This window comes from Bacillus sp. ISL-75 (assembly GCF_018613095.1).
The window spans coordinates 23,275-36,770 of the sequence record NZ_JAGGQX010000094.1 but is presented as its reverse complement, the minus strand read 5'-3'; the positions used below and the strand labels follow the sequence as shown (position 1 = coordinate 36,770).

Here is a 13,496-nt window from a genome sequence, read left to right as displayed (position 1 = left end):
CTTCCATGCTTGGCAGCGGTTATCTTGTTTTTAATTGCTTGAATTGTGTTTGTACCATAAAATAGTACTTAGTAGAATTAATTGAATTTTAATTCAATTATGTATAATGGGAGGGGGATGAAAAGTTTGGAAAAAATAAAGAACCAGTCTTTTCCTTCAGGATCCACACATGAATGGGAAACTAAAGCAGAGCAATCTTTAAAAGGAAAAACGGTTGAATCCTTACAAACTACTACATATGAAAACATTATTTTGAAACCGCTTTATACCCACCAAGATGAGCGACTAGTATCTGATTTTCCAGGAGGTTCAGATTTTAGAAGAGGGACCTATCCGTTAGGTTACTTGACGAATGACTGGGTGGTCGCCCAACAACTCTCCTATCAAACCGCAGAAGACTTGGAGCAGAAACTCAGACAATCAATTAATAAAGGCCAAACGGCTATTTCATTTAAAGTCTCAAAAGCTTTACTAGAAGTCGAAACAAACCTAGCAAAATTATTAGGAGAATCCTATTGTCAATATCCATTTTCAATTAACGCAAAAGGTTTACAAATTGCTTTTCTTTCGGAATTAGAAAGAATGGCGGATCAAGAAGGGGCTATCGACAAAATCCGAGGATATATTGGGGCTGATCCCGTCGCCATTTTCGCTGAAGAGGGATGTATTTCTGAGGAATTTTTCAATCATTGGGTAAAAAACATTGTCCACTCAAATGAGAAATTGCCTAATGTGCGTACAATTCTAATAGATACTGCTCCATATCATAATGGTGGGGCGAGCGCTGTTCAAGAACTAGGGATCGCAATGGCTGAAGGGGTATTTTATCTTGAAAACCTTCAGAATGCAGGCATGGAACTGGATGAAATCTTTGCAAAAATGATCTTCCAATTTTCGATTGGCAGCAATTTTTTTATGGAAATCGCAAAACTTCGCGCCGCTCGAGTACTGTGGAATCGAATAAGTAATGTTTACGGATCAACTGATGATAGGGGCAGGATGCATATAGCTGCTGAAACTTCTTCTTTCACAAAAACAGTAAATGACCCGTATGTAAACCTTCTGCGTGCTGGAAATGAAGCCTTTGCGGCCGTGGTTGGGGGCATTCAATACTTGCATGTACGACCCTTCGATGATCTCACAGGTGCCACTTCGTTTTCGGAAAGAATTGCTAGAAATACTCAACTTCTTTTGAAGGAAGAAGCACATCTAACAAAAGTGATAGATCCAGCTGGAGGTTCTTGGTATGTGGAAGAACTAACCAATGACTTAGCTGAAAAAGCTTGGGGATTTTTTCAACAAATTGAAGCAAATGGTGGCATTCTAGAAACTTTAAAATCAAATTGGCTGCAGCAGGAGATTGCTGTTGTCTATGAAAAAAAGAATCAAGATGTTCAAACAAGAAAGAAAAGCATTGTTGGAACAAATGTCTATGCTAATCTGGATGAAATTGTTACGCATAAAAAAACTCAAACGAGAAATTCATATTTTACTAATATGGAACACTCGTTAATAAAAATGGAGGCCATTCCTGATCTGAGATTGGCAGAACCATTTGAAGAATTGCGAAATAAGGCAAAGGATCTCGAAGAAAAATTAGGCTCAAAGCCGACTGTAGGGTTGATTTGTCTTGGTGGATTAAAGCAGCACAAAGCAAGACTTGATTTTATGAAGGGCTTTCTTGCAGCAGGCGGTTTGAAAGCAGCCGAAAGTAAGCCGATATTATCTTTAGAGGATGCTAGACAATTTATTTTAGAAACGCCTGCCAAGTATTATTGCTTATGCGGAACGAATGAACAATATGAAATAAACGGTTATGAAATCCTCCCTGCTCTAAAAACTGAATTCCCTGAGTTGATTTTTTACTTAGCAGGCCTTCCAGAAAAAGAGGAACTGGACCAATGGAAGGATGCTGGTATTAAGCAGTTTATCCATATGAAAAGCAATTGCTACGAAACGCTTACGACAATCCTTAACGACCTGGAGGTGAGCAAGATTGAAGAAACAAAAGCCTGATTTTCAAAATATTTCTTTATTTGACGATCAAAGTTTTATGACCAAAGAAGAGTGGAAGCAAAAAGTACACCAAGAGATAAATACCTCCATTGATGATTTACTGTTCGAGACAAATGAACAAATCAGTTTAAAACCGCTCTATACAAAAGAAGATCGTGAAGACCTTGAGCATATAGACAATCTGCCGGGACTCCCTCCTTATACAAGAGGGCCTTATCCAACGATGTATGTTAATCGGCCGTGGACAGTGAGACAATATGCAGGCTTTTCAACTGCAGAGGAAAGCAATGCCTTTTATCGTAGAAATTTAGCGATGGGGCAAAAGGGATTATCGGTTGCCTTTGATTTAGCCACTCACCGCGGCTATGACTCTAATCATCCACGTGTTGTCGGAGATGTCGGTAAAGCAGGGGTGGCCATTGATTCTATCCTTGATATGAAGACGTTATTTGAGGGGATACCTTTAGACCGAATGTCCGTTTCAATGACCATGAACGGGGCCGTTCTGCCCATTCTTGCTTTTTTCATCGTGACGGCTGAAGAACAAGGTGTAAGGCAGGAGAAGCTGGCTGGAACCATTCAAAATGACATTTTAAAGGAATATATGGTTCGTAATACTTATATTTACCCTCCGGAAATGTCAATGAAAATAATAGCTGATATTTTTGAATATACGTCAAAATACATGCCAAAGTTTAATAGTATTAGTATTTCGGGCTATCATATGCAGGAGGCTGGTGCACCAGCTGATTTAGAACTAGCTTATACACTAGCGGATGGTCTGGAATATGTACGTACGGGTCTCAAGGCAGGAATTGAAATAGATTCATTTGCACCAAGATTATCCTTTTTTTGGGCAATTGGGATGAATTATTTCATGGAAGTAGCTAAAATGCGTGCTGCTCGATTGATTTGGGCAAAAATGATGAAATCTTTTCATCCTAAAAATGAAAAATCATTAGCGTTACGCACCCATTCGCAAACATCTGGCTGGAGTTTGACAGAGCAAGATCCTTTTAATAATGTTACACGTACATTAATCGAAGCACATGCTGCGGCAATGGGGCATACCCAATCCCTGCATACAAACGCCTTGGATGAAGCGATTGCACTGCCAACTGACTTTTCTGCTCGGATTGCTCGAAACACGCAATTGTTTTTGCAAGAAGAAACGGGGATTACAAATGTTATTGATCCGTGGGCAGGCTCCTATTACGTTGAAAAATTGACAGATGAATTGGTTAATAGAGCATGGACACATATTGAGGAGATTGAAGGTCTAGGTGGCATGGCTAAAGCCATTGAGACTGGGCTTCCAAAAATGAGAATTGAAGAGGCAGCCGCTAGAAGGCAAGCACAAATTGATTCTGGAAAAGAAGTCATCATTGGTGTCAACCGTTACCGCCTTGAGAAGGAAGAAGCAATTGATATTTTAGATATCGATAATACAGCGGTTCGATTGAAACAAATTGAAAAATTAAATGTATTAAAAGCTAATCGTGATGACAAACAAGTGGAAGAAACGATAACCGCTTTAACGAAAGCAGCGGAAACAGGTAAGTACAACCTCTTGGAGCTTGCTGTCAAGGCGGCAAGAGCGAGGGCGACTCTTGGGGAGATTTCCGATGCCATCGAAAAAGTAGCAAATCGACATAAAGCGGTCATCCATGCAATTAGCGGAGTATATAGTAAAGCTTTTAGTAATGAGGAAGAAATTTTGATAGTAAAAGAAATGTCCGACGAATTCCTGAAGAATGAAGGTAGAAGACCCAGAATTCTGATTGCAAAAATGGGTCAGGACGGACATGACCGCGGGGCAAAGGTCATCGCCACTGCATTTGCTGATTTGGGATTTGATGTTGATATTGGTCCATTATTCCAAACACCAGAAGAAACGGCCTTGCAGGCAATTGAGAACGATGTCCATGTCATTGGTATGAGCTCGCTTGCTGCTGGGCACAAGACGCTACTGCCACAATTAGTGGCTGAACTGAAAAAACTAGGACGTGAAGATATCTTAGTTGTTATTGGTGGTGTTATTCCAGCACAGGATTACCAATTTTTATACGATAACGGAGCAGTGGCTATCTTCGGACCTGGGACAGTGATTCCGATAGCAGCGCAAAAAGTAATCAAGGCAATTTATCTTCAACTCGGTTATGAGGAAGTGGCAGAGTAATGGCTGCAGATCAAAAACCCGAATGGAGCGATCCAAGAAAGCCCGAACTTTGCTCAAGTGTGGTAAGAAAAGGGGAGGAACTTGAAGGTCAAGCAACTTCTTTGCAAAAAAATATTCGATTTAAAAAACGTAACTCTTCAGAACCAGAAGTTGAAGAATTATTTGACGGGGTGCTGAAAGGAAACAGAGGCTTGCTTGCTCGTGCTATTACTCTTGTAGAAAGTAATGCAGAGCATCATTTCCAAAAATCACAAGAGTTACTGCAAAGATTGCTGCCTTACAGCGGAAACTCGATAAGGGTTGGAATTACTGGGGTGCCTGGTGCTGGGAAAAGTACTTTTATCGAAGAGTTTGGAATGTATCTCTGCAGTTTGGGTCTAAAGGTGGCTGTATTAGCAATTGATCCAACTTCGAGTATCTCGGGTGGGAGTATTTTGGGAGATAAAACGCGTATGGAACAGTTAGCAAGGAATCCACGTGCGTTTATCCGTCCGTCACCATCGGCAGGAAAGCTCGGTGGTGTTCATCGAAAAACAAGAGAATCGATGCTGCTATGTGAGGCATCGGGATTTAATGTGATATTAATAGAAACGGTCGGTGTCGGACAAAGTGAATTTATCATCAGGGATATGGTCGACTTTTTTATGCTACTGGTGCTGACTGGAGCAGGTGATGAACTGCAAGGCATGAAGAAAGGGATCCTGGAGCTTGCTGATGCGATAATTGTCCATAAAGCAGACGGGGATAATAAACAAAAGGCAGAATTGACAAGGAAAGATTATAATCGAATCCTTCACTTTCTGCAGCCAGCGACAAAAGGTTGGATTTCAAAAGCCCATACCTGTTCATCTTTGACTCAAGTAGGAATTGATAAGATATGGGAAGTTATTCAAGCATTTGAATCGAGAGGAAAGTTCACTGGAGTCTTGGAAGATAGAAGGAATGCCCAATCAAGAGAATGGCTCCATGCAATGATTACGGATCAGTTGCACTATCATTTTTATCACCATCCTGAGATCATGAACCAGCTGCCAAAATTAGAGAATGAAGTAATTGCAGGTGGAAAGACAGTCGCTTCTGCTGTGGAAAGTCTTTTTAAGACTTTTTTTCAAAAAAAAGAATAAGCTGCCACAAGTATTGATATTTGATAATCAAACATTTTTACTGTTAATATGTAGATATAGTCATAAATCTAAGGAGTGAATTTAATGAGCATGGATTTTAATTTTTTTATGAATGATGTTGTTAACCAGGCACGTCAAGAAATCGTGTCTGCCGGATATAAAGAGTTGAAAACACCTGCAGATGTAGAGGAAGCACTTGAGCAAAAAGGGACCACTTTAGTAATGATTAATTCTGTATGTGGTTGTGCGGGCGGTGTTGCACGTCCTGCAGCAGCACATGCCTTACATTTTGATAAGCGCCCTGATCACCTTGTCACTGTTTTTGCTGGACAGGATAAAGAAGCAACCGAAAAAGCAAGAAGTTATTTCACTGGCTATCCGCCATCCTCCCCATCATTTGCCCTCTTAAAGGACGGCAAGATTATTACAATGGTTGAAAGACATCAAATCGAAGGTTTTGATCCAGCAACAGTTGTGTCAAAGCTTCAAAAAGAATTTGATGAATATTGCGAAGAAGTTTAATAAAAGAATCCGAATGAAGGAAGGGTCAAATCATCTATCGATTTGGCCTTTTTTATTGTCAAAATGATATTTTTAATGTATATTTATTAATTATTTTGTAATTTTACTCATACTAAAGGGGAAATTCTAGCATGAAGCATTTATTAAAAAATTATTTAGAAATCATTAAACATAGATTATGGGAGATAAGTGATTCTTTGTACCATCATCCTGAATTAGGGGATCAAGAATTTGAATCTAGCAAACAGTTAATAGAATTCCTTGAAGAACATAAATTTGTAGTTGATAAAGGAATTGTTGGCCGAGCTACTGCATTTAAAGCGGTATACGACTCTAAGAAGGAGGGACCAACGATTGCCTATTTATCGGAATATGATGCGCTGCCTGAGGTTGGACATGGGTGCGGTCATAATCTGATTGGAACGATGAGTGCCGGGGCTGGAGCTCTCTTAAGTAAAGTGGTAGATGAAATTGGCGGACGTGTAGTTGTATTAGGAACACCTGCTGAAGAAACAAACGGTGCAAAAGTTCCAATGGCTGAACAAGGTATTTTTGATGATATCGATGCAGCTATGATTTTACACCCGGCTGATGAATCCTATGAGAGTGGTGATTCATTAGCGATGGATGCGATTCAATTTGACTTCCGTGGCAGAACAAGTCATGCAGCAGCTTCTCCAGAGATGGGAATTAATGCATTGGATGCTGTTATACAATTATTTAATGGCATCAATGCACTTCGTCAACATGTGACTTCTGATGTTAGAATCCATGGGATTATTAAAGAAGGCGGAGTAGCAGCCAATATTGTCCCAGATAAAGCAGTAGCTCAGTTTTATGTTCGGGCAAAGGATCGTACCTATTTAAACGAGGTTGTTCAAAAGGTAATTAATATAGCAAAAGGTGCATCTCTAATGACAGGTGCAGAGGTTCATATTGAAAACTACGAATTGAGCTATGATAACATGGTTACCAATAAGGCATTATCCCAATTATTTACAGACAATCTCTTAGCGGCAGGTGTAAAGCAAGTTAAGAAAGCGAAGGATTCATATGGTTCCATTGATATGGGAAATGTAAGTCATGTTGTTCCTGCGATACATCCTTATATTGGTCTTGATTCGCCTGGACTAATTGCACATACAAGGGAATTTGCCGACTTAACCATCACTGACAATTCCCATCAAATTCTTTCTAGAGGTGCCTTGGCCCTTGCCTTAACAGGATTTGATTTAATAACCAATAAAGAAGCATTGGAAAAAATGAAAAATGAATTTAGGCAAACAGTAGTAGGCAATCATTAACAAAATCTCAAAAAGGCATCTCTTCTCAAGGAGGTGCTTTTTATTTGCTTTTAATATTATCCCAATATATCAGAGTGCAGAATTTTTGGAATATTTTTATATTAATATAATATCTTTTCAAAACAAATCCCATGTGTTAATATTCGTTTTGTTGAATAAAAATTCAAATTAGAATAAGCAGATATTATTAATCATAGGAGGAGTCATCATGAAAAAAACATTTTTATTTTTTACCATGATTTTAACATTAGTGGTGTTGGCTGCTTGCGGCCAGGGTAATAAGGACGGGGCAAATGGTGATAAAACAGAAGATAAGAAGGTATTAACGATGGCCACATCAGCTGATTTTGCTCCATTTGAATCAAGAGATCCATCAGGTAAGGTCGAGGGATTTGATATTGACTTAGCCAATGCTATTGCAAAAGAATTAGGTTATAAACTAGAGATTAAAGACATGAAGTTTGATGGTTTAATCGGTGCAATACAGGCTAAACGTGTGGATTTGGTACTTGCTGGTATGTCAGCAACAGAAAAACGCAAACAAAATGTTGATTTTTCAACGGCTTATAATCATTCAGGTGAAATGTTTATCACACTTAAAGATTCTAAAATTAAAACTATCGATGATCTTAAAGGAAAAACGGTTGGAGTACAGTTAGGAACCATTCAAGAAGAGGGTGCCAAAACACTTCAAAAAAAGGTTGATTTTACGATTAAGCCGCTAGACAATGCAACAACTTTAATTCAAGAATTATTATCTAATCGTATCCAGGTTGCTTATATGGATAAATCAGTTGCAACAGGATATGTAAAGGAACAAGGTTTAGCTGGATTTGATGATCCAACAACAAGTTCTCCTGGAATGGCAGTTGCTTTTCCAAAAGGCAGTGATTTAACTGATGATGTAAATAAGGTTCTTAAAGACATGGAGGAGAACGGAAAACTCCAAGAATTAAAGGACAAGTGGTTAAAAGACCAGCAATAAGCATAAAATAAATGGCAACTAGACTAACGGCGCAAAGAAAATTATAAAGTGAGGTGTAAGGCATGAATTTGGACTTTAGCCAAATTGTGCCTTATATTCCTTTTATTTTAGAGGGAATATGGGTTACATTAAAATTTGTTATTATTTCGATTATTTTAGGTTTTATCCTCGGCACAATTTTAGCTTTGTGTAAAATTTCACGAATCAAAGCATTAAATTGGTTTGGAGATGCATATACATCTATTTTTCGTGGTACACCATTAATTTTACAATTAATGCTAATCTATTTTGCGATCCCGCAATTAACGGGTTATGACATCTCACCATTTTTATCATCAATCTTAGCTTTTGGCTTAAATTCTTCCGCCTATGTTTCGGAGATCATCAGAGCCGGAATTCAAGCGGTTGATAAAGGTCAAACCGAAGCAGCTCAAGCTCTAGGTGTTCCTTATCGTCTCATGATGAAGGACCTAATCTTACCTCAAGCACTAAAAAATATCTTACCTGCATTGATGAATGAATTTATTACCTTAACAAAAGAATCAGCCATCGTTTCTACGATTGGTTATCTAGATTTGATGCGTCGTGCGCAAGTTGTCGGAGCGGATACTTATCGTAATTTTGAACCATTAATCTTTGTTGGATTAATCTATTGGATCTTAGTAATGGTGCTGACTTTGGCAGGGAAACGGTTTGAACGGAGGCTGAAGTACAGTGATTAAAGTAGAAAACCTCTATAAACAATTTGGCAATAACGAGGTGTTAAAAAATATCTCAACCAATATTGATAGTGGGGAAGTAGTTTCGATTATTGGACCATCTGGCTCTGGTAAATCCACCTTTTTACGCTGTTTAAATTTATTAGAGACACCAACGCAAGGGAAAGTTTGGATTAATAATCAAGAGATTACTGATAGCAAAACGAATATATTGAAAGTTCGTGAACAAATCGGTATGGTTTTTCAACACTTTTATTTATTTCCACATCTGTCGGTTTTGGAAAACTTGACCTATGCTCCGATGAAAGTAAAAGGTGAATCGCGAGAACTTGCTGAAAAAAAAGCACGCGAATTGTTAGCTCGTGTGGGGCTTACCGAGAAAGAAAAGGCCTATCCGAATAATTTATCAGGTGGACAGAAGCAGCGTGTTGCCATAGCTCGTGCACTTGCCATGGAACCGAAGTTAATGTTATTTGATGAGCCAACATCAGCGCTAGATCCAGAAATGGTCAAGGAAGTACTTAATGTTATGAAGGATCTTGCTCAATCCGGAATGACTATGGCTATTGTTACACATGAAATGGGATTTGCTCGTGAGGTTTCTGACCGTATTATCTTCCTTGATGAAGGGGTATTACTAGAAGAAGGCTCTCCTGATGAATTTTTTAATAACCCCCGGACAAGCAGAGCAAAGGACTTTTTAGAGAAAGTATTGTAGTAGAATCAATCTTTACTATCATGATTTCTTGCAAAAAATACTCTAATAGGGATATGCTAAAGATGGTCTAATCGATCATCTTTTTTATTTTTTCTATTTTGGGGAGATTACTATGAAATTTCGCATTGGCTACCGAACAATTAAAACAGCTGTTGGTACTGCTATTTCGATTTTAATTGCGCAGCAGCTTGGACTGGATAATTTTGCTTCCGCTGGCATATTAACCATTTTATGTATTCAGGTGACGAAGCGGAGATCGCTCCGAACAGCAGGAGATCGATTTTTAGCCTGTGTATTAGCAATGCCATTTTCGGCTATATTTTTTGAGGGAATCTCCTATCACCCAATTGTTATTGGGATCATGTTATTTTTCTTTATACCGACGATTGTGATGCTGAAGGCACCTGATGGTATTGTGACCAGCAGTGTCATTATTTTACATATTTATATGGCAGAGAAAATCTCCCTGGCAATTTTTTTAAATGAACTTGGAGTGATCACGATTGGAATTGGCGTGGCACTCCTGATTAATCTTTATATGCCGAGCGTTGATAAAAAATTAAAGGACTATCAAAGCGAAATTGAGGAGAATTTTAAAATCATTTTCGGTGAAATGGTATGTTATTTACGGACGGGAGATAGTAATTGGGATGGAAAAGAGATTACGGTTAGCGCTTGTTTACTCGATGAAGCTATAACGCTAGCTCTTCAGGATGTTGAAAACCATTTTTTACGAGATGACAATTTATATTTTCATTATTTTAAAATGCGAGGGAAGCAATTTGAAATTATCGAACGTATCTTACCGATTGTCACCTCCATTACGCGTACAGTAAAGCAAGGGCATATGGTAGCTGAGTTTCTGGAAGAACTTTCTGAGAATGTTCATCCTGGAAATACAGCTCATATTTATATTGAAAAATTAAGAGAAATGAAAAAGGAATTTGAGGAAATGGAGCTCCCGAAGACAAGAGAAGAATTTGAAACGAGAGCAGCCTTACTTCAACTAGTAAATGAAATGAATGACTATCTGATTATAAAAAGTTCGTTTAAAGGAATAAAAACTTCTTCAAAAGTGAATGAACAGAAAAAGATTGAAGCAAACTAGGAAAAAAAAGGCAGGTGGCTGCTTTGATAAAAATCTTATCGCCAATCCTGATTGCTTTTTTCATTTCACCACTTTGGCCGTTGGGGCCAAACCCTATGCCAGGCGATCCATTTGTTATTGTTAACAAAAGTAACAATGAAATGGCGTTTATTGATGAAAACAAAGTCCAAACGGTTGTAAGTGTCGGGACGGGTAAAACCCAAGAATTAACTCCGGAAGGTCTTTTCACTATTACGGTAAAGGCAAAAGAGCCTTATTTTCGGAAAGGGAATATTTCTGGAGGGGATCCAAAGAATCCACTAGGGGCCAGATGGATTGGCTTTGATGCAAAAGGAACAGATGGCAGAACCTATGGCATTCATGGGACGAATCAGCCGGCTTCTATCGGTAAATATGTCTCTTTGGGCTGTATCCGCACACAGAATGAGGTTGTTACTTCGCTTTTTCCGTTAATTCCATTAGGAACAAAGGTATTGGTTATCTCTTCCAAAAAATCATTTGAGGCACTTGCCAAAGATAATGGGGCAATACAATAGGGAAAGGGACTGTTCAATTTGAGCAGTCCCTTCCTTTTGTATATTTATGAAAGAAATGTACCAATTCCGATTAGGAGAGTTGAGGCAAGCATAGCGAATAACATTAAATAAACAATGATTTTTCTCGTTTTCTTACTTTTCATTATGGGTACCTCCTTAACATTTTGGCGCTTTATATCTATTGTACAAGGAAAATCAAAAATGAACAACGGAACAACTAAGTAATTTAGGAAGGATTTATGAACTTTTTCACGAATAAGATAATTGTCGAATTAAATTTAATTTTTAGAACAGAGGGGTAATAATGATTAAAAAGGTCGACCATATTGGAATTGCCGTTAGATCACTTGAACATACGCTTCCTTTCTATACCGATGTATTGAATCTACCATTGCTAGGAATTGAAGAGGTTGAAACTCAACTAGTAAGAGTGGCCTTTTTAGAGGCAGGAGGTACAAAACTCGAACTGCTTGAGCCTACTTCGGAAGAAAGTACCATTGCAAAATTTATCGAAAAACGCGGTGAGGGCATCCACCATGTTGCACTTGGTGTTGTATCGATTATAGAAAGAATTAGCGAAATGAAAGAAAAAGGGATTCGAATGATAGACGATCAGCCAAGACCTGGTGCTGGAGGAGCAAACATTGCTTTTATGCATCCAAAATCCACATCTGGGGTTTTATATGAACTCTGTGAGAAGAAGGGGATGAAGGGGTAAATGATAGACATCTATGAAAAAATAAATGAGTTGTATGATAAACGTCGCGAGGTTGAACTTGGAGGCGGTGACGAGCGAATTGAGAAGCAGCATGAAAAAGGAAAATTGACGGCGAGAGAAAGAATCGATCTGTTGGTAGACAAAGGGACGTTTTTTGAATTAAATCCCTTTATTGAACACCGTACCAATGATTTTGGTCTCGATGAACAAAAGGGCCCAGGGGACGGGGTAGTGACTGGTTACGGGAAAGTTAATGGTCGGCCCATTTATCTTTTTTCGCAGGATTTTACGGTCTTTGGCGGTGCATTAGGGGAAATGCATGCCAAGAAAATTGCGAATGTGATGGATTTAGCAGCGAAAAATGGGGCACCCTTTATCGGTCTAAATGATTCTGGCGGGGCGCGCATTCAAGAAGGTGTTGTTTCCTTAGATGGATACGGACATATTTTTTACCGAAATGCCATTTATTCCGGTGTGATTCCCCAAATCTCAGTAATCTTGGGCCCGTGTGCAGGTGGTGCCGTCTATTCACCAGCAATTACTGATTTTGTGTTTATGGTCGAAAAAACGAGTCAAATGTTTATTACGGGTCCTAAAGTCATCGAAACAGTGACAGGTGAGAAAATATCATCTGAAGAACTGGGCGGTGCAAATGTACATAGCTCCATTAGCGGGAATGCCCATTTTCATTCCGATTCGGAAGTAGAAGTGTTACAGAACGTCCGCAGGCTTTTGAGTTATCTACCACAGAATAATGAAGAGAAACCTCCAAGATTTGAGGTGCAGGAGGAAGAAGACTACCGTCCTGACTTATTGGATGTTATTCCTTTCGATGCCGTTCGTCCATACGATGTCCGAAAAGTCATTGAGCAAGTTGTTGACGAGGACTCGTTCATGGAAATTCATAAGGATTTTGCTAGAAATATTGTCGTTGGCTTTGCACGTATCAAAGGTGAATCAGTAGGGCTTGTCTGTAATCAGCCTAGGGTCATGGCTGGCGGCTTGGATATTGATTCCTCTGATAAGGCGGCTCGGTTTATCCGAACCTGTGATTCTTTTAATATTCCAATCATAACGTTTGAAGATGTTACAGGATTTTTCCCGGGAGTTAAACAGGAACACGGGGGAATCATTCGCCATGGAGCTAAAATATTATTTGCCTATTCCGAGGCGACAGTTCCGAAATTGACGGTTATTTTAAGAAAAGCCTATGGCGGTGCCTATGTGGCGTTAAATAGTAAGTCAATTGGTGCTGACTTGGTATTTGCTTGGCCCAATGCGGAAATTGCTGTTATGGGTCCACAAGGGGCAGCCAATATCATTTTTGCCAAGGAAATTAATAATAGCGAAGATCCTGAACAGACCAGGCAGCAAAAAATCGATGAATATCGTGAAAAGTTTGCCAATCCTTATGTGGCGGCGAGCAGAGGCATGGTCGATGATGTCATTGATCCAAGAGAAACAAGATTGAAAATAGTGCAGGGATTAGAAATGCTTAGAAATAAAAAAGAGTCAAGACCTTACAAAAAACATGGGAATATTCCACTATAGTATAATTTGAAATTGA

13 protein-coding genes are annotated in these 13,496 nt (G+C 39.0%); 12 read left to right on the top strand and 1 reads right to left on the bottom strand.

All coding sequences use genetic code 11. The features are described 5' to 3' along the window. Positions 1 to 117 precede the first annotated feature (117 nt). The 10 genes from J7E63_RS28785 to J7E63_RS28740 all read left to right on the top strand — a co-directional run bounded on the left by J7E63_RS28785 (position 118) and on the right by J7E63_RS28740 (position 11,211). Positions 118 to 2,016 carry a methylmalonyl-CoA mutase subunit beta gene (locus J7E63_RS28785; RefSeq protein ID WP_215018724.1) on the top strand — a complete coding sequence of 633 codons (1,899 nt, stop codon included), beginning with the start codon at positions 118 to 120 and terminating at the stop codon, positions 2,014 to 2,016. Beyond that, the gene (scpA, locus tag J7E63_RS28780) at positions 1,997 to 4,195 is read left to right on the top strand and encodes a methylmalonyl-CoA mutase (RefSeq protein ID WP_215018722.1); all 2,199 of its coding nucleotides are present in this window, start codon (positions 1,997 to 1,999) and stop codon (positions 4,193 to 4,195) included. The genes J7E63_RS28785 and scpA overlap by 20 nt, the downstream gene beginning before the upstream one ends. Next, a complete protein-coding gene (gene meaB / locus J7E63_RS28775) occupies positions 4,195 to 5,319 on the top strand; it encodes a methylmalonyl Co-A mutase-associated GTPase MeaB (protein WP_215018720.1) in 1,125 nt (374 codons plus the stop codon). The genes scpA and meaB overlap by 1 nt, the downstream gene beginning before the upstream one ends. Before the next feature lie 84 nt (positions 5,320 to 5,403). Continuing rightward, positions 5,404 to 5,841: a BrxA/BrxB family bacilliredoxin gene (locus tag J7E63_RS28770; protein ID WP_088088895.1), complete on the top strand. Its 438-nt coding sequence runs from the start codon at positions 5,404 to 5,406 to the stop codon at positions 5,839 to 5,841. A 131-nt stretch (positions 5,842 to 5,972) separates the two neighbouring features. Beyond that, positions 5,973 to 7,145, top strand: coding sequence for a M20 family metallopeptidase (locus tag J7E63_RS28765; RefSeq protein ID WP_215018718.1), 1,173 nt, complete (start codon positions 5,973 to 5,975; stop codon positions 7,143 to 7,145). 208 nt (positions 7,146 to 7,353) lie between these two features. Further along, positions 7,354 to 8,130 carry an ABC transporter substrate-binding protein gene (locus J7E63_RS28760; RefSeq protein WP_215018717.1) on the top strand — a complete coding sequence of 259 codons (777 nt, stop codon included), beginning with the start codon at positions 7,354 to 7,356 and terminating at the stop codon, positions 8,128 to 8,130. Between the two features lie 62 nt (positions 8,131 to 8,192). Next, the gene (locus J7E63_RS28755; RefSeq protein WP_168245002.1) at positions 8,193 to 8,852 is read left to right on the top strand and encodes an amino acid ABC transporter permease; all 660 of its coding nucleotides are present in this window, start codon (positions 8,193 to 8,195) and stop codon (positions 8,850 to 8,852) included. After that, entirely contained in the window at positions 8,845 to 9,567 is a 723-nt protein-coding gene (locus J7E63_RS28750) for an amino acid ABC transporter ATP-binding protein (protein WP_168245001.1), read from the top strand. Before J7E63_RS28755 ends, J7E63_RS28750 begins: the two co-directional genes overlap by 8 nt. A gap of 112 nt (positions 9,568 to 9,679) precedes the next feature. Then, positions 9,680 to 10,675 (top strand): aromatic acid exporter family protein, encoded by a 996-nt coding sequence (locus tag J7E63_RS28745; protein WP_215018715.1) that lies wholly within the window; start codon positions 9,680 to 9,682, stop codon positions 10,673 to 10,675. A 23-nt stretch (positions 10,676 to 10,698) separates the two neighbouring features. Next, positions 10,699 to 11,211 carry a L,D-transpeptidase gene (locus J7E63_RS28740; protein WP_215018712.1) on the top strand — a complete coding sequence of 171 codons (513 nt, stop codon included), beginning with the start codon at positions 10,699 to 10,701 and terminating at the stop codon, positions 11,209 to 11,211. Positions 11,212 to 11,255: 44 nt separating this feature from the next. Here the strand turns inward: J7E63_RS28740 and prli42 are convergent, their stop codons facing one another. Continuing rightward, complete coding sequence (gene prli42 / locus J7E63_RS28735; RefSeq protein ID WP_179195915.1) at positions 11,256 to 11,354, bottom strand: stressosome-associated protein Prli42; 99 nt, start codon at positions 11,352 to 11,354, stop codon at positions 11,256 to 11,258. 161 nt (positions 11,355 to 11,515) lie between these two features. On the opposite strand from prli42, the gene mce reads away from it, so the two are divergent. Beyond that, positions 11,516 to 11,929, top strand: a complete 414-nt coding sequence (gene mce / locus J7E63_RS28730; RefSeq protein ID WP_215018710.1) for a methylmalonyl-CoA epimerase — start codon at positions 11,516 to 11,518, stop codon at positions 11,927 to 11,929. Beyond that, positions 11,930 to 13,480 (top strand): acyl-CoA carboxylase subunit beta, encoded by a 1,551-nt coding sequence (locus J7E63_RS28725; protein ID WP_215018708.1) that lies wholly within the window; start codon positions 11,930 to 11,932, stop codon positions 13,478 to 13,480. Positions 13,481 to 13,496 lie beyond the last annotated feature (16 nt).